At 68.4% G+C, this 20,610-nt stretch carries 24 protein-coding genes; 9 read left to right on the top strand and 15 right to left on the bottom strand.

What is annotated here, in order from left to right; translation table 11 throughout:
* The first annotated feature begins 39 nt into the window (after positions 1-39).
* Positions 40-933: a transcriptional regulator GcvA gene (gene gcvA / locus F3J10_RS04745; protein WP_166912731.1), complete on the top strand. Its 894-nt coding sequence runs from the start codon at positions 40-42 to the stop codon at positions 931-933.
* A gap of 27 nt (positions 934-960) precedes the next feature.
* On the opposite strand, the gene F3J10_RS04750 is transcribed toward gcvA, so the two are convergent.
* Both F3J10_RS04750 and F3J10_RS04755 read right to left on the bottom strand, forming a co-directional pair.
* A complete protein-coding gene (locus F3J10_RS04750; RefSeq protein WP_025099561.1) occupies positions 961-1,365 on the bottom strand; it encodes a nuclear transport factor 2 family protein in 405 nt (134 codons plus the stop codon).
* 83 nt (positions 1,366-1,448) lie between these two features.
* Positions 1,449-2,204, bottom strand: a complete 756-nt coding sequence (locus tag F3J10_RS04755; RefSeq protein WP_013688875.1) for an SDR family oxidoreductase — start codon at positions 2,202-2,204, stop codon at positions 1,449-1,451.
* A gap of 138 nt (positions 2,205-2,342) precedes the next feature.
* On the opposite strand from F3J10_RS04755, the gene F3J10_RS04760 reads away from it, so the two are divergent.
* Positions 2,343-3,275 (top strand): LysR family transcriptional regulator, encoded by a 933-nt coding sequence (locus tag F3J10_RS04760; protein ID WP_167241309.1) that lies wholly within the window; start codon positions 2,343-2,345, stop codon positions 3,273-3,275.
* On the opposite strand, the gene F3J10_RS04765 is transcribed toward F3J10_RS04760, so the two are convergent.
* Genes F3J10_RS04765 through F3J10_RS04785 form a run of 5 tightly spaced genes read right to left on the bottom strand, consistent with a single transcriptional unit; the run spans position 3,272 to position 4,887 of the window.
* Complete coding sequence (locus F3J10_RS04765; protein ID WP_345791189.1) at positions 3,272-3,601, bottom strand: hypothetical protein; 330 nt, start codon at positions 3,599-3,601, stop codon at positions 3,272-3,274. The genes F3J10_RS04760 and F3J10_RS04765 overlap by 4 nt on opposite strands.
* Positions 3,602-3,641: 40 nt before the next feature.
* A complete protein-coding gene (locus F3J10_RS04770; RefSeq protein WP_167241313.1) occupies positions 3,642-4,115 on the bottom strand; it encodes a hypothetical protein in 474 nt (157 codons plus the stop codon).
* Positions 4,116-4,137: 22 nt separating this feature from the next.
* Positions 4,138-4,377 (bottom strand): hypothetical protein, encoded by a 240-nt coding sequence (locus tag F3J10_RS04775; RefSeq protein WP_013688879.1) that lies wholly within the window; start codon positions 4,375-4,377, stop codon positions 4,138-4,140.
* Positions 4,378-4,387: 10 nt separating this feature from the next.
* The gene (gene rpsU / locus F3J10_RS04780; protein WP_013688880.1) at positions 4,388-4,600 is read right to left on the bottom strand and encodes a 30S ribosomal protein S21; all 213 of its coding nucleotides are present in this window, start codon (positions 4,598-4,600) and stop codon (positions 4,388-4,390) included.
* Between the two features lie 17 nt (positions 4,601-4,617).
* On the bottom strand, positions 4,618-4,887 hold the full coding sequence (locus tag F3J10_RS04785) for a hypothetical protein (RefSeq protein ID WP_036028332.1): 270 nt from the start codon (positions 4,885-4,887) through the stop codon (positions 4,618-4,620).
* A gap of 528 nt (positions 4,888-5,415) precedes the next feature.
* On the opposite strand from F3J10_RS04785, the gene F3J10_RS04790 reads away from it, so the two are divergent.
* From F3J10_RS04790 to F3J10_RS04800, 3 genes are all read left to right on the top strand, one after another.
* Positions 5,416-5,619, top strand: a complete 204-nt coding sequence (locus F3J10_RS04790) for a cold-shock protein (protein ID WP_025099552.1) — start codon at positions 5,416-5,418, stop codon at positions 5,617-5,619.
* Positions 5,620-5,649: 30 nt separating this feature from the next.
* Complete coding sequence (gene infA / locus F3J10_RS04795; RefSeq protein ID WP_166912725.1) at positions 5,650-5,916, top strand: translation initiation factor IF-1; 267 nt, start codon at positions 5,650-5,652, stop codon at positions 5,914-5,916.
* Positions 5,917-6,210: 294 nt separating this feature from the next.
* Positions 6,211-6,435, top strand: a complete 225-nt coding sequence (locus F3J10_RS04800; protein WP_166912724.1) for a hypothetical protein — start codon at positions 6,211-6,213, stop codon at positions 6,433-6,435.
* A gap of 34 nt (positions 6,436-6,469) precedes the next feature.
* On the opposite strand, the gene F3J10_RS04805 is transcribed toward F3J10_RS04800, so the two are convergent.
* From F3J10_RS04805 to F3J10_RS04820, 4 genes are all read right to left on the bottom strand, one after another.
* Positions 6,470-6,685 carry a hypothetical protein gene (locus F3J10_RS04805; protein WP_166912723.1) on the bottom strand — a complete coding sequence of 72 codons (216 nt, stop codon included), beginning with the start codon at positions 6,683-6,685 and terminating at the stop codon, positions 6,470-6,472.
* A gap of 25 nt (positions 6,686-6,710) precedes the next feature.
* Positions 6,711-6,959 carry a hypothetical protein gene (locus tag F3J10_RS04810; RefSeq protein WP_166912722.1) on the bottom strand — a complete coding sequence of 83 codons (249 nt, stop codon included), beginning with the start codon at positions 6,957-6,959 and terminating at the stop codon, positions 6,711-6,713.
* 388 nt (positions 6,960-7,347) lie between these two features.
* Entirely contained in the window at positions 7,348-8,721 is a 1,374-nt protein-coding gene (locus tag F3J10_RS04815; protein WP_105827722.1) for a uracil-xanthine permease family protein, read from the bottom strand.
* 249 nt (positions 8,722-8,970) lie between these two features.
* Positions 8,971-9,894 (bottom strand): hypothetical protein, encoded by a 924-nt coding sequence (locus F3J10_RS04820; RefSeq protein WP_096752199.1) that lies wholly within the window; start codon positions 9,892-9,894, stop codon positions 8,971-8,973.
* 523 nt (positions 9,895-10,417) lie between these two features.
* Between F3J10_RS04820 and F3J10_RS04825 the strand changes: the two genes are divergently transcribed.
* Positions 10,418-10,735 (top strand): hypothetical protein, encoded by a 318-nt coding sequence (locus tag F3J10_RS04825; protein WP_167153658.1) that lies wholly within the window; start codon positions 10,418-10,420, stop codon positions 10,733-10,735.
* A gap of 256 nt (positions 10,736-10,991) precedes the next feature.
* Here the strand turns inward: F3J10_RS04825 and F3J10_RS04830 are convergent, their stop codons facing one another.
* From F3J10_RS04830 to F3J10_RS04840, 3 genes are all read right to left on the bottom strand, one after another.
* Positions 10,992-12,200: a cytochrome P450 gene (locus F3J10_RS04830; RefSeq protein ID WP_046581118.1), complete on the bottom strand. Its 1,209-nt coding sequence runs from the start codon at positions 12,198-12,200 to the stop codon at positions 10,992-10,994.
* A gap of 188 nt (positions 12,201-12,388) precedes the next feature.
* Positions 12,389-12,784 (bottom strand): DUF3175 domain-containing protein, encoded by a 396-nt coding sequence (locus F3J10_RS04835; RefSeq protein WP_025099542.1) that lies wholly within the window; start codon positions 12,782-12,784, stop codon positions 12,389-12,391.
* 35 nt (positions 12,785-12,819) lie between these two features.
* Complete coding sequence (locus F3J10_RS04840) at positions 12,820-14,637, bottom strand: thiamine pyrophosphate-requiring protein (protein ID WP_167241315.1); 1,818 nt, start codon at positions 14,635-14,637, stop codon at positions 12,820-12,822.
* 319 nt (positions 14,638-14,956) lie between these two features.
* Between F3J10_RS04840 and F3J10_RS04845 the strand changes: the two genes are divergently transcribed.
* Genes F3J10_RS04845 through F3J10_RS04855 form a run of 3 tightly spaced genes read left to right on the top strand, consistent with a single transcriptional unit; the run spans position 14,957 to position 19,664 of the window.
* On the top strand, positions 14,957-16,327 hold the full coding sequence (locus F3J10_RS04845; RefSeq protein ID WP_167241318.1) for an HlyD family secretion protein: 1,371 nt from the start codon (positions 14,957-14,959) through the stop codon (positions 16,325-16,327).
* Positions 16,324-17,982: a DHA2 family efflux MFS transporter permease subunit gene (locus tag F3J10_RS04850; RefSeq protein ID WP_167232262.1), complete on the top strand. Its 1,659-nt coding sequence runs from the start codon at positions 16,324-16,326 to the stop codon at positions 17,980-17,982. The genes F3J10_RS04845 and F3J10_RS04850 overlap by 4 nt, the downstream gene beginning before the upstream one ends.
* 2 nt (positions 17,983-17,984) lie before the next feature.
* Positions 17,985-19,664 (top strand): efflux transporter outer membrane subunit, encoded by a 1,680-nt coding sequence (locus F3J10_RS04855; RefSeq protein ID WP_167241320.1) that lies wholly within the window; start codon positions 17,985-17,987, stop codon positions 19,662-19,664.
* Between the two features lie 21 nt (positions 19,665-19,685).
* Here the strand turns inward: F3J10_RS04855 and F3J10_RS04860 are convergent, their stop codons facing one another.
* A complete protein-coding gene (locus tag F3J10_RS04860; RefSeq protein WP_166914618.1) occupies positions 19,686-20,606 on the bottom strand; it encodes a cation transporter in 921 nt (306 codons plus the stop codon).
* Between the last annotated feature and the right edge of the window lie 4 nt (positions 20,607-20,610).

Below are 20,610 nucleotides of genomic sequence, written 5' to 3' on the forward strand. Positions count from 1 at the left end.
TTCCCGTCTTCGACGGCTCCATTTCCTTGACCACATTCCATGGCGGCAAGACTTCCCTCGCTGAACGGCCTGAAGGTATTCGAATGCGCGGCACGCCATATGAGCTTCACGCGCGCGGCGGCCGAGTTGAATGTCACGCAGACGGCCGTCAGTCACCAGGTCCGTCGGCTGGAGGATGAGCTGGGCATTCGGCTGTTCCGGCGCCTCAGGGAGCGCCTGGAACTGACGCCGGCCGGGCAGGCATACCTGCAAGGCGTGAGCCTGGCCTTCGAGCAATTGCGCTTCTCGACTGAACAGCTAAGCGAAGGCGGCCGCGACACCACGCTGACCATCAGCACGCTGGCCACGTTCGCCTCGAAATGGTTGCTGCCGCGTCTCGGCTCGTTTCGCCGCGCTCATCCCGGCATCGATATCCGCATCGGCGCCTCGACCGATTTCGTCGACTTCGTGGCCGGCGGTTCGGACGTGGGAATTCGCTATGGTCACGGCGACTGGAAGGGGCTGCGCTGCGACCGGCTGATGGGCGACGAGATCCTGCCGGTTTGCAGCCCGAGCTTGCTGGCGGGAGGGCCGGCGCTGGTCGAGCCTGCCGATCTGGCACATCACACCCTGCTGCAGGTCAATGGCGTGACGGCCGACGATTGGCCACGTTGGCTCGAAGCGGCGGCGCTGCCCGCCCGTCTAGCGGGCAGCGCACGCATGAGCTTCGATCTCGCGCTGCTGGCGGTGCAGGCAGCGGTCGACGGGCAGGGCGTTTGCATCGGACGGCGCGCCTATGTCGAGGACGACCTGCGCGCCGGACGGCTGGTGGCGCCGTTCGACCTGGTGGCGACTACCGACCGTGGCTTTTATCTGGTCTCGCCGGTCGAATTCGCGGATAGCGCCAAGGTGACGGCCTTGCGCGACTGGTTGCTGGAAATGGCGAGAGATTGATATCGGTACGGCCGTCTGCCGTCCGCGTCAGGCTGCCGGCGGCGCGAAGGCCTGTTGCGCGGCCACCGTGTCGAGCGACTCGCGCAGCAGCTTGATCTTGCCGCCCTCCGCGACCAGCCGGCCCGCGTACATCTGCCGATAGACCTTGCCCGTCGAGGGCACCAGCGCCTCGACCGAGTATTCGCCGAAAACCTGCTCGGGCGTGTCGATCAGGATGCGCACGTCCTTGAACGCGAAGTCCGGCACCTTGGCCAGCAGCGAGGCGATGAACTTCTCGATCGCGGCCGGACCCTTGGCGCCGGTGCTCGGCGCGCCGAGGCTCGTCAGGTACGGCAGTTCGAGCACGCCGTCCTCGGCGAACAGCGCCGCGGCCGCCTTCGGGTCGCGTACCTTCTCGATGTAGTGGCGCAGCAGCGCCGATGCCTGTTCCATGCTGTTTTCTCCGTTGAGCGGCCGCCGCGCGATGCATGCCTCATGCCCATCGCGGGCGGCCGGGTATCGATCGACCGGGCGTTTCAGACCTGGGCCTGGCCGCCGTCGGCGGTGATTTCCGCGCCGTTGATGAAGCTCGAATCGTCCGAGGCGAGGAAGCTGACCACCTTGGCGATCTCCGACGGATCGGCCAGGCGGCCGATCGGCACCAGCGAGGCGAGGTAGGCGAGCAGGCCGTCCTGGCCTTCCTGGGTATCGCCGCCGAGCTCGGCCAGGCCGATGGTGCGCGTCGAGCCGGGGCTCACCACGTTGACGCGGATGCCGCGCTCCTTCAGGTCCAGCACCCAGCTGCGTGCCAGCGCGCGCACGGCGGCCTTCGAGGCGCCGTAGATGCTGAAGGCCTGGGTACCCGTCGAGCCCGCGATCGAGCCGTTCAGGATGATCGAGGCGCCTTGCGGCATCAGCGGCAGGGCCTTCTGCACGGTGAACACCACCGCCTTGACGTTGCGCTCGAAGGTGTCGTCGAAATGCTGCTCGCTGATCTCGCCGAGCGCGGCCATCGAGCCGCCGCCGGCGTTGGTGAACAGCACGTCGAGTCGGCCTTCGGTGGCGCGGATCGTCTCGAACAGCGCGTCGAGATCGGCCGAGCGCGTCACGTCGCTGCGCACGCCGCGCACGCCCTGGCCGAGCGCCGCCACCGCCTGGTCGAGTTCCGCCTGGCGGCGGCCCGTGATGATGACGCGCGCGCCTTGCGCCGCCAGGTCCTTCGCGGTGGCCAGGCCGATCCCGCTCGTGCCGCCCGTTACCAGTGCCACCTTGCCTTCCAGTCGCTTGCTCATGATCTTCTCCGGTTGATGAGTGTCGATGGCGTAACGATAAATATTTCCTTGTCAGAGAAAAATAGCCATTCTTCGAATTGATTTTCCATGTGTGTGGATAATAGATAGACTGGCGCCTGACCGGAAAAAGGAAAGGGCATGGACCAATTGCTGGCGTTACGCGTTTTCGTGCGCATCGCCGAGTCGGGCGGCTTCGGCAAGGCCGCCGATACGCTCGACGTGCCGCGCGCCACGGTATCGAAGCTGATCCAGGAGCTGGAGACGCATCTGCGCGTGAAGCTGTTCCAGCGCTCGACGCGCAAGGTGGTGGTGACGGAGGAAGGGCAGAGCTATTACCGCAACGCCGTGAAGCTGCTGGCCGACCTCGACGAGATGGACGGGCGCTTCGCCGATGTGCACGGCAAGCCGCGCGGGCGTGTGCGCGTCGATATCGGCTCGTCGTTCGCGAACCTGATCCTGCTGCCGCGCCTGCCCGAATTCCGGCGCCGCTTCCCCGACATCCAGCTCGACGTGGGCGTGAGCGACCGGCATGCCGACCTGATCGGCGAAGGTGTCGATTGCGTGATCCGCGGCGGTGAGCTGAGCGATGCCTCGCTGGTCGCGCGGCGCATCGCCAGCCTCGGATGGGGCACCTACGCCAGCGCGGCCTATCTCGCCGAACGCGGAACACCGGGGCATCCCGACGATCTGCGCGAAGGGCATGAACTTTCCGGCTATTTTTCCTCGCTGACCGGCCGGCCGTTCCCGATGCTGTTCGAGCGCGGCGGCGAACGGTTCACGGTCGAGCCCAAGGGCGCGCGCGCGGTCTGCGTGAACGAAAGCACGGCGCATCTGACCTCGCTGGTCAGCGGGCTCGGCATCGGCCAGACCTTCGCCTTCATGGCGCAGCCGGCGGTGGCACGCGGCGAGCTGGTGCGGATCCTGCCGAAGTGGACGCGGCCGGTGCAGCCGGTGCATGTGGTGTTCGCGCAGGCGCGGTACAACAGCGCCCGCCTCAGGGTGTTCGTGGATTGGGTGGTGGAGCTGTTCGCGCCATACGACAGCCGCCCGGGAGCGGGCCCGGCGCGCTAGAGCTTGCGCGTGAGGTAATGGAAGCAGGCGGTCCTGAGGATGGAGCGCTTTTCGTTTGCGTCGCCGGCCGTTTTTCGCGATTCGTCCACCGTGGACAGGAACGGAACGACGAAGCCGGGGCCATACGCGGCATGCATGGATCGCGCCACCTCGAGCGAGGCCTTGCCGAGCCAGATCCGGTCGCGCCAGTCGCATTTCATCTGGTGTTCGTCGATCCAGCCGTGAAGCAGGGCCACCAACTGCGCGACGGGTAGCCACGAATCCAGCTGCTGCTTCGCGGCCAGCTGGGCGACGACGAGAAAGTACAGCAGGGTGACGTACTTCACGAGTGCTGGCTTTCCGGCCGGGCTGGGCGCCATGTCGCGATCATCGGTCTGGCTGTTGCTGCGTTGCCAGCCATTCGATCGTCGCCGACTTCCGGGACAGGATGCCTTCGCAGACGAACTTGGTTTCGAAGAATCCGGTGGATTCCGCGGTCTCGATCAGCTCGGCGTAGAGCTCGACTTCGCGCAGCATGTCCTCGCGCAGGTCGAGCAGCGCGTGAGTGTCCTGCGCATTGGTGGCGCCGGGGTTCACGTGTGCCGGGCTCGTCGAGGTATCCGGCGATCCGGGAAGCGTCGAGGTCTGGGTATCCTCGATCCGGCTCACGGCGGCGCTCAGCAGGCCTTGTTGCTCGATCGTCTGGGCAAGCAGGGTTTGCATCGCCTGGCCTCCAGCGGCGTGCGAATCCTGGGCCAGGAGATGCCGCAAGCGGCGCTCCATTCCCTCTCCCGAAGCGTGAGCCTCGCGAAGCAGGTGCAGGAGATCGTTTCGATTCGGTGAGCTGGCGTCGGTGTTCATGCGGATGAGATGCCTTGGAAGATCAGGAGCGTGACGGGGGACGACCGACGGCGGGGTTGCCGTCGACGCTCAGCGCTTTCTCGATGGCGGCGATCAGCTCGAGCGCATCGTTGCGATCGAGCATGAATCCGCGATTGCCATACTCGCAGCCGAACGCGTAGTAGGTCGGCAGCAAGGTGACCCGGTCGAGCGCGGGATTGAAGTCGACTTCGCAACGCGTCAAGGCGAAGTAGGTTCGGCCTGCCACTTGCCTGGCTTCCATGTCGTGTTCCTCAATACAGCTTCGGTGGCAGTTTCGCGCGCCTGAGCCGGGCGCGTTGCCGGGATACCGCGCTGGCGAGCTTGCGCTTGCGTTGCGTGGTCGGCTTCTCGTAGGCGCCTCGGGCGCGCAGTTCCTGGATCAGGCCGGTTTTCTGGATTTCGCGGCGAAATCGACGCAGCGCGACCTCGACGGGTTCGTCAGCCTTCAGCACGACTTTGGTCATATTTGCCTGGTGAAAAGTTATGAGGGCATCCAGTTCTCGCCGTCGTGCCGGTCGATCACGCCTTGTGCGAATTCGAGCGAGGCGCGACGCGCGGCACCGGCGGTCAGGAATGGGGATGCCTCGCTCAGCTTGAAGGTGTCGCTGCAGGTCAGCTCGGTGCCGCGCAGGCAGATCTTGACGGCCGCGTCGAAGCCGTCGTCATAGTTGCGGCCCGAGCCTGCGGCCGGCTTGGCGTGGGGATAGATCAGCGGATAGATCTCGAATCCGCGATAGAGGTGCATGCTCATGTTCGCCTCCTGGCGAGCCGCGTGGGCTGAAGCAATGAATCGTGACGGGCTGCCGGCGCGTGGCGTGGCTGGCAGCGGGTGATGAGAGAGACAGTCGAGTGATCGACGAGCGGGACAGGGGATGAGGAACGTCGGGGCGGAGAGGCCCGGCGAGAGGCATGTCCCCGAAGCGTGATTCATCATACTCCGCTTGTTCGGCGAGAAACGGCGCCGCGCGCAATTTATATTTGGCTCGGCCGGGGCCCTCGCCGCGTTCGCTCGCGAGCGAGCAGGCAAGCAGGTGAGCGTCCTGCCCCCGATCCTCGGCGCGCGATTCCTGGGTACGACGAAGCGATGCCGCGAGCGAAATCACTTGACCAATTCGGCCGTTACGCGTAAGGTCTGCCGCTGAAGTCTACAAGAAGCGCGATTGCTGCTCATCACTGACCGCTCCACCGCGGTATTCGTTGTCCTCTCCCTCCTTGATTCTTTTGCGTGCTCGAACAGGGCGCGTGGCTCTGTACGTCTACTCAATATCAAAGGATTTTCATGGACACCGGTATCGTCAAGTGGTTCAACGACAGCAAGGGTTTCGGCTTCATCGCGCCGGACAACAGCAAGGATGATCTCTTCGCTCACTTTTCCGAAATTCGCGGTGACGGCTTCCGCACCCTGGTCGAAGGCCAGCGCGTGAGCTTCGAAACGAAGATGGGCCCCAAGGGGCTCCAGGCGAGCAACATCAAGGCACTCTGATTCACCTGTCCCGTCATTGGAGAAGCGAATTTGGCAAAGGAAGAACTACTGGAACTGGATGGCGTCGTCGACGAAGTGCTGCCCGACAGCCGCTATCGCGTGACGCTCGAGAACGGCGCCGTGGTGGCCGCTTATGCATCGGGCCGCCTGAAGAAGAATCACATCCGCATTCTTGCCGGTGATCGTGTTCGGCTCGAGATGTCGATGTACGACCTGACCAAGGGCCGTATCAACTATCGGCACAAGGACGAACGCGCCTCGATGGGCGCGCCCAGCCCCAGGAACTTCCGGCGCTGACGCCAGGCGCATCGACGGGCACGGCACGGCTCTCGTGCCGGCGCGTCGACGCGCTCCCGCTTCAAGTGCGATTGGCGGATACGCCCGTATCCGCGTCGCTCGCTCGTGGATCTTCACGCAGTTTCAAGTCTCGCCCGATGCGAGCCTGGCCTGATCCCGCCAGCAACCTATCCACTCGCCGTGCCCATCGCGCCGGCAGTGCTATCCCTGAACAGCAGGATTCCTGACCATCCATCGGCGCCATGCCGAGCCCGTGTCACACCCAATCCATGCTCATGAAATTTTCTACTTATCATGCAAGTCACGACTACTCGACACTACCGCGGTTATGCGGTCTCGCCCTCGGTCCACCGTCTTCCTGACGGCAGCTTTTCCTCGAACCTGACGCTCCGGCGCGTGGAGCGCCACGGCGAACCGGCACTCTACGAGTTCTACTCGCTCGATTACTTCGGCACCGAAGAGGCCGCCCTGGGTTATTCCGATCGCTGGGCCAGCCAGTGGATCGACACGCGCGGCTGAATTCGCGCCGCCAAGCCAAGCCCGCCGCGCGCGCTCAACCGTGAGCTGCCTGCAGCCAGGCCCGGGCCCAATTCCGGGCATAGGCGATCGCGTCCTCGCGCAGCTCGAAGCCTGCCAGATCCCCACTCAGGTACACATCGTATTCGACGCCATCCAGGCGATTCGAACTGATGCGCGCGTGCGCGATATATTCGCCGTCCGCGCGACGGGGTGTCGGATCGACACGAAACTCGTTTGCCATGGTCGACATGGAATCCCTCCTTTCGCCGGATCGGTCAGGCGTCGCCGACACACAGCAGCGCCATGATCTCGCTGGCCTCGCGGTCGGTCTGCCTGTTGCCCGCGCCATTCCTGCCCAGGCTTTCGCGGATCGACGCGAACATCAGGAAGGTGTCGACGTCCACCTCGCAGCGTCGCTCGCCGATCAGGCGTTGCAGCTCGGCTTGCGCGCTGGCGGGCAGATGCCGGTCGACGAAGGCTGAGCTGTCGCTTCGAATCGATCGAAGCAGTTCGGATTTTTTCATGGCGTGACTCCTGCATCCCCGGCGCGCGGCTGGAGCAAGGCTGATCGGGCGTATCGGCACGAGGTTGTGCCGCTTGGCGGGCGTGATCCGGAGGCGGGCAGGACGGTGAGCTGGCCCCCTGGAACAAGGGGCTGGGCCGCATGGGTTGCGGCGGGCCGATCGTCAACCGGGATCGCGGTGCTGGATCGGCCACGGCCCGGCGAAATCGCGCATTGCCGCGCAAGCCGGGCGCGATGCCGTCGACAGGAGGACGGCATCGCTGCGAACCATGCTACGCGTCTCGCCATGTTTGTACAGCTTAATTTTGTAAGGGCGGAACGCGGGTTCAGCCGAACACCGGCAAGGCCAGGAACAGCTTGATGACGAGGGAGGGATGCCGCAGCGCGGCCTACTTCCTCTCCGGCAGGAACCAGTTCATCAACAACGCGCACAGCCCGCCGGTGGCCACGCCCGAAGCCAGCACGTTCTTCAGCGCATGCGGCAGATTGGTGAGGATTTCCGGGACCTGGGAGACACCCAGCCCGAGCGCCAGCGATACCGCGATGATCAGCAGCGCGCGCCGGTCGAGCTTCACGCCGGCCAGGATGTTGATGCCCGAAGCGGCCACCGCGCCGAACATCACCATTGCCGCGCCGCCCAGCACCGGCTCCGGCACCGCCTGCAGCACGCCGGCCACCGCCGGGAACAGCCCCAGCACCACCAGCATGCCGGCGATCCACACGCCCACGTGGCGGCTGGCGATGCCGGTCAGCTGGATCACCCCGTTGTTCTGCGCGAACACCGAACTCGGGAAGGTATTGAACACGCCGGCCAGTAGCGAGTTCGCGCCGTTCACCAGCACGCCGCCCTTGATTCGTTGCATCCACAACGGTCCTTCCACCGGCTCGCGCGACACCTTGCTGGTGGCCGTCACGTCGCCGATCGCCTCCAGCGAGGTGACCACGTAGATGATCAGCATCGGCACGAACAGCGACCACGAGAAGCCGATGCCGAAATGCAACGGCGTGGGCACCTGGAACAGCGCGGCCTCGCGCGCGCCGGTGAAGTCGAGCCGGCCCATCGCGGCGGCGGCGAGATAGCCGACGGCCAGCGCGATCACCAGCGCCGTGCTGCGCACCCAGACGATCGGCACGCGGTTCAGCACGACGATGGTGCCCAGCACCAGGCAGGACAGCGTGAGGTTCTGCGCGCTCGCGAACGTGCCCTTGGCCATCGCGCCGTAGCCGCCGCCCATGCTGACCAGGCCGACCTTGATCAGCGTGAGGCCGATCAGCAGCACCACGATGCCGGTCACCAGCGGCGTGATCAGCCGCTTGATGAAGGGCAGGATGCGCGACACCGCCATCTCCACGAAGGAGCCCGCGATCACCACGCCGAAGATGGCGGCCATCACCGTTTCCACCGGCGTGCCCTGCTTCACCATCAGGCTGCCGCCGGCGATCAGGGGGCCGACGAAGTTGAAGCTGGTGCCCTGCACGATCAGCAGGCCCGCGCCGAGCGGGCCGAAGCGGCGGCATTGCAGGAAGGTGGCGATGCCCGAAATCACCAGCGACATCGACACGATCAGCGTGGTGTCGCGGGTCGGCACGTTCAGCGCCTGGCAGATCAAGAGGCCCGGCGTGACGATCGGCACCAGGATCGCCAGCAGGTGCTGGAGCGCGGCGACGAAGGCCACCGCCGGCGAGGGGCGGTCGTTGGGGCCGTAGACGAGATCGTGGACGGGGGCGTCGTCTGCGCCGTGGTGTGCGGGAGCGGAAGGCATCGCTGGGTGGGCAGGTTGAGGTGAATGCGTGGAAAGTGCGGAATTCTAACGGGTCGGGCGGCCGTGACCGATCGCCGGCCGCGCGCGCAGGTGAGCGCGAAGAATGTCCGGCGCTCCGGAACGACGAGTCAGCGGCGCCCGGGCCTTGCGGGCAGGCACGAACCCGCGCCGTGACGCGGCGCGCGGTCGAGCCGGTCGCGCTGGCGGCTCCGCCGCCCCGGCATCACCCGGCGGCGGGGCCGCCCGGCCTCACTCGTCGTCCGAGTGCGCGTGCGGCTTGAGGTGATCCGGCACCACCAGCAGCATGTTCTGCAGGTCGTTCGGATGCAGCACGCCCATGCCGTGCAGCGCGCCGCCCGGCTGCATATGGCCGGCAATGGTCGCGACCGTGTTCTTGATGAGGCCGCTCTCGGATTCCGGCAGCTTGCCGGCTTCCTTCATCAGCGAATCCATCACCGGCTGCCAGTGGCTCGCGGGCGTTTCCGACATCAGGTTCGGCATCCAGCCGATCATCACGTCGAGCGCCACGGCCGTTTCCCTCGGCGAACGCGCTTCCGGCGGGATCTGCGCGAGATGGCCGAGCACGGTGTGGATGTTCGCGGTGCCGTCGCGCATCGCCTCGGGGCCGCCGGAGAAGCTCGGGTGGAAGGCGTGCTCGCCCAGGCCCTTCAGCACCTGCATGCGCGCCTCGGGCGGCAGGGTATGGACCTGGTCGCTGATCGCCTTGAACGCGCTCTGGTGCGCTTCGCGCGTATCGACCTTTTTCAGCAGCTCGGCAAGCCTTGCCATCGTGGCCGCGCGCAATTGCACCGGCTCGATGTGCTGGGTGGCCGCGATCGCGTCGTGCATGTCCTTGCCCGAAAGCGAGGCGTCATCCATCTTCGTCATCGCGTTGTCGAGCTGGACCACGGCCTGCGCGGCCACCATCGGCCGGTCGGCCTGGTTCAGCTCGGCCACGCTCACGCGGCCCGCGTTGGCGTCGCTGATCGGGCGGCCGCCCATCAGTTGCAGCAGGTCGTCGATATGGCCGGGGCCGGACGCGCCGAACTGGCTCATCACCGTGAGTTGGCTGGCCCATTGATTGGCGTTCTGGCTCGGTTCGGGCGGGAACTGCGAATAGCCGGGCAATGGTTCCGGCGCCGAGTAGGCCGGCAAGGTCGCACCGGGCGCCATGGGGGGAATCCCGATCGGCGGCATGGGCGGACGCGGAGGTGCCGGCGGCGGCGTTTGCGGGCGCGCTTGCGCGGCCGTCGGCCGAGGCGGCACGGGCGGCGGCGGTGTCTGCGGGCGCGCCTGGGGACTCGTCGGCCGAGGCGGCACCGGTGGCGGCGGCGTCTGGGGACGCGCCTGGGTGGTCGTCGGACGCGGCGGAACCGGTGGCGGTGGCGTCTGGGGACGCGATTGCATGGCCGGCGGTCGCGGCGGCGGGGGAGGGGGCGGCGGCGTCTGCGGACGGGCAGGCGCGGCGGATGTCTCGACGGGGCGCGGCGGCACCGGCGGCGGCGAGGACGATTGCGCGGGCGACTGCGCCGAGGTGGACGGCGATGCCACCTCGGGATACGGCCCCGGGCCGAACAGCGATTCGTAGGACGGCGGTGCGTCGTCGTGCTGCGGCTGTGCGCTATCCGCGCCATCCGCAACCGGCGGGCGCGGCGCGGCGGGCTCGGCGCCGTCCGAACCGGCCAGCAGCGCCGCCATGTGCGGCGACATCGGCAGTTGCGAGCCCTCGGCCGAACCGGCCGAATCGTGCGACGCCGAACTGGCCATCGATTCCAGGCTGGCCCGGCGCTGCCTCAGGTTCGCGCTCGGCGTGGTGACGCGTTGCTGCCGCCGCAGCGTGTTCAGCGCCTGCAGCGAGCCCGATCCGGCGCCCTGCTGGCTCGCCGCGCCGCTGGCCCGTGGCGAGGGGCCGTTGGTCTGTCGACTCTCCCCGCCGGTCGTGGTGGACGGCTGGTTGATCCGGGTCGAGTTGGTGACTGACGGAGGCGGCATGGACAGCGGTTCCCGTGTATGAGCCAGAGGGCGTGGTGACGGATCGTCGATCGGCGCGAAGGGCGGCGGTCCGGCGTGACGCCTCGGGACAATACCGGCCAGATAGCAGGTTTAACGCGGCGAGGCAGCGAAGCGGGCGGCGAAGACGAACCACGATCGCGAAACGCGAAGTTTCGGCGCGTGGGCAGCGCGCGCGTCGGGAAATCGTAAGGAGGGGGTGAAGCAGGAAGCCGCGAAGCGCGATGGCCCGGGCCTGGGCGGCCCGGGCGCGATGGCATTCAGTTCGTGCCGGTCCGCATCGGCAGCGCCTTCACGCCGCGCAGGTTGTTGCGGTGATGCCATTCGAGCCGGTCCAGATCGACCGGGCTCAGCTTCGGGAAGCGCGCCAGCATCGCGCCGATCGCGGTTTCCAGTTCCATCTGCGCGAGCCGCGCGCCCAGGCAGTAGTGGATCCCGCCGCCGAAGCTCAGCGAGGCCTTGGCATTGGCGCGGCGGATGTCGAGCCGGTCCGGGTCGGCGAACACCGCCGGATCGCGATTCGAGGCGCCCACCAGCAGGAACAGCAGGGTGCCGCGCGGCAGCGCATGGCCTTCCAGCTCGAGATCCTCGAACACGGTGCGCACCACCACCTGCACCGAGCTGTCGTAGCGCACCAGCTCGGCCACGCCGCCCGGCACCAGCGCCGGATCGGCCGCCATCGCCGCGAGGCTTTCCGGGTTGCGGAACAGCGCGATCATGGCGTTGCCCATGGTGTTCGAGGTGGTCTCGTGGCCGGCGATGAACAGCAGCATCACGTTGGCGATCACCTCCTTCTCGTCGAAGGTCTCGCCCTCGTCCTCCACGCTGATCAGCGCCGAGACCAGGTCCGTGCCGGGCTGGCGGCGACGTTGCTCGATCACGCCCTCGAAATAGGCCTCCAGCGCCAGCGCGCCTTCGTTGGCTTCGGCCAGCATGTCCTCGCCGAGCGGCGCCAGGTCCAGCGCCGAGGCCACGCAGCTGGCCGCGCGGCCCAGGCGCGCGCCGTCCTCGAAGGGGATGTCGAGCAGGCGGCAAATCACGTTGAGCGGCTGCGGCAGCGCGTAGTCGGCCACGAAGTCGAACTCGGGCTTGGCGGCGATCGCATCGAGCAGTTCATGCGTGGAGGCCTCGACGATCTCGCGCAGGTTCTCGATCTGCCGCGCGTTGAAGGCCTTCATCAGCAGCTTGCGCAGCCGCGTGTGCACCGGCGGGTTCATCATCAGGAACATCCGGCTCAGCACCTGGAACACCGGCATGCCGACCCGCTCCTCGCCGTAGCGCACGCGCACGCTCTCCAGGTAGGTCTTGCCGGCGCGGCGCTCGCGCAGCAGCGCGTCGATCAGCGCGTAGTCGCCCGTCACGCGCACGTTCGGCGCGAGTTCGAGCAGGGCGCCCTTGGCGCGCAACTGCGCATAAAGCGGGTAGGGATCGGCGAAGAAGGCCGGCGAGGAGAAGGTGGCGAAGTTCATGGGGCGGTCGCGGGGCGGATGAGGAAGTATTGTCCATAACGCCCGGCCGCGGCAGTCCATTCCACGGGATGGAAAATTTTCTCGATTCGTCCGGCAGGTCGGCGCTTCGCCCCCGTGCTTGACGCGGGAGCGTCAGCGAAGCGAAAGCGCCGGAGCGTGGGCGCCGCCGCGCTTGCCTCCTGCCGCCGTCACGGCTTGCGGCCGAAGGCCTCGCGCAACGCCCGCTTGGAACGCTCCAGCGTCGTGCGCCGCGATTTCGGCAGGTTGCGGCCGGCCCGGTTCACGTAGAAGTTCAGCATCGACATGGCCGACTGGAACGGCGAGGCCTTGCGGCGCCGGCTGTGCTCGGCCGAGCGCTTGAGCGAGGCCGCGATCGCCTTCGGATCGTCGGACTTGAAGATGTCGGATTCGATGTCGAGCGCGTCGCTGCGGGCGTTGACGGCGGCCGACCAGCGCTTGGGCGAGCGCGAGCCGGCGGTGCGCCCGCGTCCGGGGCGCCGCGTCGAGTGCTTGCCGGCGGGGCGCTTGCCTTGCGAACTCCGGTGCGCCGCCGGCTTGTGCGAGGAGGATGAGGTTTCGCTCATGGTTTCGGCTCCTTCGAAAGAGGTTGCGGGGGAGCTCACTCGCCCGATTTGCCGCCGTTTCCGCCGCCGGAAGGCAGTACCGCCGACAGCACCTGCCTGGCGGTCTCGACGATCACGCCGCGTTCGCGCGGGTCGCCCTTCACCAGCGTCTCGGCGAAGTGCTTCGCCTGCTGCAAGGTGACGTGCGGCGGCAGCGGCGGCACCTCGGGGTCGCTCTTCACCTCGAGCACCACCGGGCGCTGCGAGGCCAGCGCCTCGTCCCAGGCTTCGCCCAGGCGCGCCGGGTCGTCCACGTAGATGCCCTTCAGCCCGATCATCTCGGCGAAGCGGTGATACGGCACGTTCGGCACCTGCTGCGAGGCCTCGAACTTCGGGTCGCCCTCCATCACGCGCTGTTCCCAGGTGACCTGGTTCAGGTCCTCGTTGTTGAGCACCATGCAGATCCAGCGCGGATCGGCCCATTGCCGCCAGTATTTGGCGACCGTGATCAGCTCGGCCATGTTGTTCATCTGCATCGCGCCGTCGCCCACCATGGCGATCACCGGCCTGACCGGAAACGCGAACTTGGCGGCGATCGCATAAGGCACGGCCGCGCCCATCGACGCCAGCCCGCCCGACAAGGAACCCATCATGCCGCGCCGCATCTGCAGGTCGCGCGCGTACCAGTTCGCGCAGGAGCCCGAATCGCTGGTGAGGATCACGTCGTCGGGCAGGCGCGGCGACAGCTCGGTGAAGGCGCGCTGCGGATTGACGCCGCGGCCCGGGCTCGCATCGGCGGCGGCGCGCTTGGCCAGCGTGCCCTGCCATTCGTCGGTCCAGCGGCCGATGCGCTCGCGCCAGCGATGGTCGGCGCGCGGCTCGAGCAGGGGCAGCAGCAGGTCGAGCGTCTCGGCCGCGTCGCCCACCAGGTTGACCTCCATCGGGTAGCGCAGGCTCAGCATGTCGGCCTTCAGGTCGATCTGCACGCCGCGCGCCTGGCCTTCCTTGGGCAGGAATTCCGCGTAGGGGAAGCCGGAGCCGATCATCAGCAGCGTGTCGCATTCGTTCATCAGGTCGTAGCTGGGCTTGGTGCCGAGCAGGCCGATCGAGCCCGTCACCCAGGGCAGCGCGTCGGGCAGCGCGGCCTTGCCGAGCAGCGCCTTGGCCGCGCCGGCGCCGAGCCGGTCCGCCACCGCGATCACCTGCTCGGTGGCGCCGAGCGCGCCCGCGCCCACCAGCATCGCCACCTTCGAGCCGGCATTGAGCACCTCGGCGGCGCGCTTCAGGTCCTCGGGATAGGGCACCACCTTCGGGCGCGTGTAGCCGACGCCGGAATGCACGGTGCCGTGCGCGCGCTTGGGCGGCGCGTAGTCGAGCTCCTGCAGGTCGTTCGGCAGGATCAGCGCGGTGACGGTGCGCGCGCCGATCGCGGTGCGTACCGCGCGATCGACCAGGTGGCGCACCTGGCCCGGCACGCTGGCCTGCTGCACGAAGGCGCCGGCCACGTCCTTGAACATCGCCGCCAGGTCGAGTTCCTGCTGGTAATGGCCGCCGATCGCCGCGCGCGCCTGCTGGCCGACGATCGCCAGCACCGGCATGTGATCGAGCCGCGCGTCGTAGAGGCCGGTGATCAGGTGAGAGGCGCCCGGGCCCGAGGTGGCGATGCACACGCCGAGCTTGCCTGTAAATTTTGCATGCGCGGAAGCCATGAAGGCCGCCATCTCCTCGTGGCGCGCCTGGATGAATTCGATCTTGCCGCCGGCGCGATTCAGCGCGCCGAACAGGCCGTTGATGCCGTCGCCGGGGTAGCCGTAGATGCGATCGACGCCCCATTCGGCGAGGCGTTCGACGATGAAGTCGGAAACGGTGGTCATGCGCGTTCTCCCTCGGTTCGATGTGCTGGTGCCGAAAGGTGCGCAAGCACCGTGCCGTGAAAATGGCGCCTGCGCGGCCGCAGCCCGGCGGCATCTCGCATCGCGAAACTGCATCGGCCATGCCTGCCGACGCCAAGGCTTGTAAAAACCGCCAACCGCGATGCCGCATCGCGTCATCCGGCGCGCTGGGATCGCAGCGACGCCCCGTCGGGCAAGGCTGCGCGGCCGGGTCGCCGCCGGGCCCGCGGCTTGCTTGGCAGCCCCGATGCTGTCTCGCGCGGGCTCGTGCGAGGCGATTCCGATTGGGGAGAGCTGTGCGATGTCCGAAGTGACCGTATTTCCATTGCCCTTGATGCCGCGTGCCAGCGCCGCGTTCCTGAGCCGGGATGGCGAAGGTGAAACCCATGGCGCCGGCGACGCACGCGCCGCCGGCGGCCGCAGTGCCGACGACCGCGACGCCGACACACCGAGCAGCGATGGTGGCGGAGGCAACGATCGCCCGCGCGACGGTGACGATCGCTGCAACACGGGCGGCGACGGCAATAACGACGAGGGCGGCTCGGGCAACGGCGGCGACGGCGGCAAGGGCAAGGACAAGCGCGACGACAAGAACTCGGACGACGACCCTGGCAAGGACGGCAACGGCAAACGCAAGCGCCCCGGCAAGAAGCCGATCATCATCCTGGCCGTGGTGGTGGTGGTCCTGCTGATCGTCGCGCTGGTGTGGTGGCTGATGACGCGCAACCAGGTCAGCACCGACGACGCCTACACCGACGGCAACGCCGTCACCATCGCCCCGCACGTCTCGGGCTACGTCACGCGCCTGAACGTCGACGACAACACCTACGTCCATCGCGGCGACCTGCTGGTGCAGATCGACCCGCGCGACTACCGCGCCCAGCTCGACTCGGCCGACGCGCAGCTCGGCCTGGCGCGCGCGCAACTCGGTTCGGCGCAGGTGCAGCTCGACATCGCGCGCGTGCAGTACCCCGCGCAATACGCGCAGGCCCGCGCCCAGATCGAATCGGCCGAGGCCACCTACAAGCAGGCGCTGGCCGCGCAGGAACGCCAGCACGCGGTGGACATGCGCGCCACCTCGAAGCAGCAGGTCGACGCGGCCGACGCGCAAAGCGCCAGCGCCGATGCCAACGTGGCGATGGCGCGCGCCCAGGCCCGCACGGCCGCGCTGGTGCCGCAGCAGTTGCGCCAGGTCGAGAGCACCATCGAGGAGCGTCGCCAGCAGGTCCTGCAGGCCCAGGCGCAGCGCGAGCAGGCCGAGCTGAACCTGTCCTACTGCGAGATCCGCGCGCCCTCGGACGGCTGGGTCACGCGCCGCAACGTGCAACTCGGCAGCTTCCTGCAGACCGGCAGCTCGATCTTCTCGCTGGTCACGCCGCGCATCTGGATCACCGCCAACTTCAAGGAATCGCAGCTCGAGCGGATGCGCATCGGCGACAAGGTGGACGTGTCGGTGGACGCCTATCCCGATCTCGACCTGCACGGCCATGTCGACAGCATCCAGCTCGGCAGCGGCTCGCGCTTCTCGGCCTTCCCGGCCGAGAACGCCACCGGCAACTTCGTGAAGATCGTGCAGCGCGTGCCCGTCAAGATCGTGCTGGACGGGCCGATGCCGACCAATCCACCGCTCGGCCTGGGCCTGTCGGTCGAGCCGACGGTGCATCTGCCATGAGCGGCGCGGATGTCACCGCCGACCAAGGCGGCAACGGCAATGGAAAGGGCAGGGGCGACGACGGCGGGAATGGCAAGGGCCAAGGCAAAGGCGACGGCCAGGCCTGGCGCCCCGCCTCGAACCCCTGGCTGATCGCCATCGTGGTCACGCTGGCGGCCTTCATGGAGGTGCTCGACACCACCATCGTCAACGTCGCGCTGCCGCATATCGCCGGCACCATGTCGGCCAGCTACGACGAGGCCACCTGGACGCTCACCTCCTACCTGGTGGCCAACGGCATCGTGCTGCCGATCTCGGGCTTCCTGGGCCGGCTGCTGGGCCGCAAGCGCTACTTCGTGATCTGCATCGCGGCCTTCACGGTGTGCTCCTTCCTGTGCGGGATCGCCACCAACCTCGGCCAGCTGATCGTGTTCCGCATCCTGCAGGGGCTGTTCGGCGGCGGCCTGCAGCCGAACCAGCAGTCGATCATCCTCGACACCTTCCCGCCCGAGCAGCGCAACCGCGCCTTCTCGATCTCGGCGATAGCGATCGTGGTGGCGCCGGTGCTGGGGCCGACCCTGGGCGGCTGGATCACCGATACCTTCTCGTGGCGCTGGGTGTTCCTGCTCAACGTGCCGGTGGGGATCCTCACCGTGCTGGCGGTGATGCAGCTGGTGGAGGACCCGCCCTGGCGGCGCGACGGCCAGCGCGGCATTCGCATCGACTACATCGGCATCGGCCTGATCGCGATCGGCCTGGGCTGCCTGCAGGTGATGCTCGACCGCGGCGAGGACGAGGACTGGTTCGGCTCGAACTTCATCCGCATCTTCGCGGTGCTGGCGGTGGCGGGGCTGACCGGCGCCGGGCTCTGGCTGCGCTACGCGAAGAAGCCGGTGGTGGACCTGGCCTGCCTGCGCGACCGCAACTTCCTGCTCGGCTGCATCACCATCGCGATGTTCGCGGCGGTGCTGTACGGCAGCGCCGTGATCGTGCCGCAGCTCGCCCAGCAGCAGCTCGGCTATACCGCCACGCTCGCCGGGCTGGTGCTCTCGCCCGGGGCGATCCTGATCACCATGGAGATCCCGATCGTCAGCCGGCTGATGCCGCACGTGCAGACGCGCTACCTGGTGGGCACCGGCTTCGTGCTGCTGGCCGCCTCGCTGGTCTATTCGCGCACGCTGGTGCCCGACATCGACTACCGCCATCTGATGTACATCCGCTGCGCGCAGTCGATGGCGATCGGCTTCCTGTTCGTGCCGATCACCACGCTGGCCTACCTGACCATCCCGCAGCGCCTCAACGACGATGCTTCCGCGCTGTTCACGATGTTCCGCAACGTGGCCGGCTCGATCGGCATCTCGGTGTCGACCGCGCTGATCCGCGAACGCGCGCAGGCGCGCATGGCGCATCTGTCCGAGCACATGTCGCCGCTCTCGCAGAACTTCCAGGACGCGTTGCAGCGCAATGCGCAATCGATCAGCGCGCTATCGGGCGTGCCGCCCTCGGCGGCGCTGCAAACCGCCAACGGCAGGCTCTACGAGACCTTCGTCTCGCAGGCCACCATCCTTGCCTATATCGACGTATTCGCGATCCTGGCGGTGTTCTGCGCCGCCTGCATCCCGCTGACCTTCCTGTTCACGCCGGCGAAGGCGGCGGGCGGTGGAGGAGGACATTGACGATGACACGACGTTTTATCCGGCCGGGGTTCCCATCGATGCCGGCTACCGTGGCTGCCGCGGTTGCCGCAGTTGCCGGTCTCGCGCTGGCGGCCTGCACGGTCGGCCCGGACTTCAAGCCGCCGCAGGCGAACGCGCCGGCGCAATGGCACGACCTGCAGGCGGCCAGCGCGGCCGCGGCCACCTCCGCCTCGGCCGCCTCCGCGCCCGGCGTCACCTCCAGCCCGGTGGTGGATGCCGATCCCGATCCGCGCTGGTGGCGCGCCTTCCACGATCCGCTGCTCGACCAGCTGGTGGATCGCGCCGCGCGCGACAACCTCGACGTGCAGACCGCCGTGATGCGCATCGCCGAGGCGCGCGAGCAGTTGCACCAGGCAGCCGCGCAAGGGCTGCCGAACGTGCGTGCCACCGCCAGCTACCAGCGCGAGCAGCTCGGCATCAAGGGCATCCTGCAGGACGAGGGCGTGAACGACCAGATCGACCGCCTGAGCGCGCCGGGTTCGGCGCTGGCGGGCGCGGTGCCCGGCGGCGGCGCGGCGATCCGCCAGGGCGCGGACAAGGCGATCGATTCGCTGTCCTCGCCGACCAATCTCTGGCAGGCGGGCTTCGACGCGTCCTGGGAGCTCGACCTGTTCGGGCGCGTGCGGCGCTCGGTGGAGGCGGCCGGCGCGGAGACCGGCGCGGCGGTGGCCGGCCGCGACGACGCGCTGCTCTCGCTGGAGGCCGAGGTCGCGCAGACCTACCTGCAGTATCGCGGCGCCCAGGCATTGCGCGCGTTGACGCTGGAACTGGCGCAATCGCAGCAGGACTTTCTCGACCTCACGCGCGATCGCGCCGCGCACGGGCTGACCAGCCAGCTCGACGTGCGCAGCGCCGACGCGCGCCTGGCGCAGATCCGCGCGCAGCTTCCGCAATACGACCAGCAGCTCGCGATGCTGCGCAACGGCCTGGCCTACCTGGTGGGCGGCGCGCCCGGCACGCTCGACGCGTTGCTCGAGGCGCCGGCCGCGCTGCCGGGGCTGCCGCCGGCGGTGCCGGTCGGGCTGCCTTCCACGCTCGCGCGGCGGCGGCCCGACGTGCGGCGCGCGGAGCTGGAACTGCACGCGGCCACGGCCCAGGTCGGCGTGGCGGTCGCGCAGTTCTATCCCGACATCTCGCTGACCGGGCAGATCGGCCTGCGCTCCACGCACGTGCGCGAGCTCGCGCAGTGGTCGCATCTGTTCTATTCGGCCGGGCCGGCGATCTCGCTGCCGATCTTCCAGGGCGGCGCGCTGGTCTCGAACCTGCGGCTGTCGAAGGCGCAGCAGCAGGAGGCGGCGCTGGCCTACCGGCGCGCGGTGCTGGTGGCGCTGCGCGACGTCGACAACGCGTTGGCCGTGTATCGCACCGACCAGTCGCGCCACGCCGCGCTCGACGATGCCGCCAAGGCAGAAGGCGGCGCGCTCGACCTGGCGCGCGACAGCTATCGCAAGGGCATCGTGCCCTACCTGGACGTGCTCGATGCCGAGCGGCAATGGTCCGAGGCGCGACAGCAGGCCTTGCAGGGCGCGGTGCAGACCACCACCGACCTGGTCTCGCTCTACAAGGCGCTGGGCGGCGGCTGGCAGACCGACGGCGCTACGGCTGCCGCGCCCGGCGATCCGCGCGCTGCCAGCGCGGCCTCGGTGGCGAACGTGCATTGAGCCGCCGGCGGGCGTGGCGGCTCAGATCGGATGACGCCCGTGCTCGTGCAGCTCGGGCTCGAAGTAGATCCAGCGCGCGCGCGGAAACGACTCGCGCAGCGCCAGCTCGATCTCGTTGATGGTGCGCACCAGCGCATCTGCGCTCGGATGCGGGCGCAGTACCGCCTGCACCGCCACCACGTGCTCGTCCGACCAGCGCAGCACCACCAGCGAGATCACGCGCACCACCTCGGGCCGGTGCTCGAGCCAGGCCTGCATCTCGTGCCGCGTGCTCTCGTGCGCCGATTCGCCGACGATCAGCGACTTGATCTTGCCCATCGCGAAGGCCGCGCTGGCCATCAGGATCAGGCCCACGGCGATGCCGCCGAACGCGTCGTAGGCCGGCTCGCCGGTGGCGAGCGAGAGCGACACCGCCAGCAGCGAGGCGAGGATCCCGCCCAGCGCCGCGGCGTCCTCGATCACCGCCAGCAGCAGCGCGGGTTGCCCGGTCTCGCGCATCCAGCGCAGCAGGGTGCCGGGCCGGCCGCGCCGCTCGATGGTGCCGATCGAGGCCTTCAGCGCGATGGTCTCGATCACGCCCGAGATCAGCAGCACCGCGATCACCACGCCGCCGTGCTCGACGGGCGAGCGATGCACCAGCCGCAGCGCGCCCACCGCCGCGGAGGCCAGGCCGCCCACGATGAAGATCTGGGTGGCCACCAGCATCGCGTAGAAGTAGTTCACGCGGCCGAAGCCGAGCGGGTGCTCCGCGTCGGGGCGCGTGGCGGCCGCGCGGGCGCCCGCCAGCAGCAGGATCTGGTTCAGGCAGTCGGCGCTGGAATGGATCGCCTCGGCGTAGGCCGAGCCGGAGTTGGTGTAGCCGGCCGCCGCGTACTTGCAGGCGGCCACGGCCAGATTCGAGACCAGCGCGTAGTAGACGGCGCGCGGCACCGCGGCGGCCATGCCC

The sequence above is a fragment of the Burkholderia sp. Cy-637 genome (assembly GCF_011753175.1).
Taxonomy (GTDB): domain Bacteria; phylum Pseudomonadota; class Gammaproteobacteria; order Burkholderiales; family Burkholderiaceae; genus Burkholderia; species Burkholderia gladioli.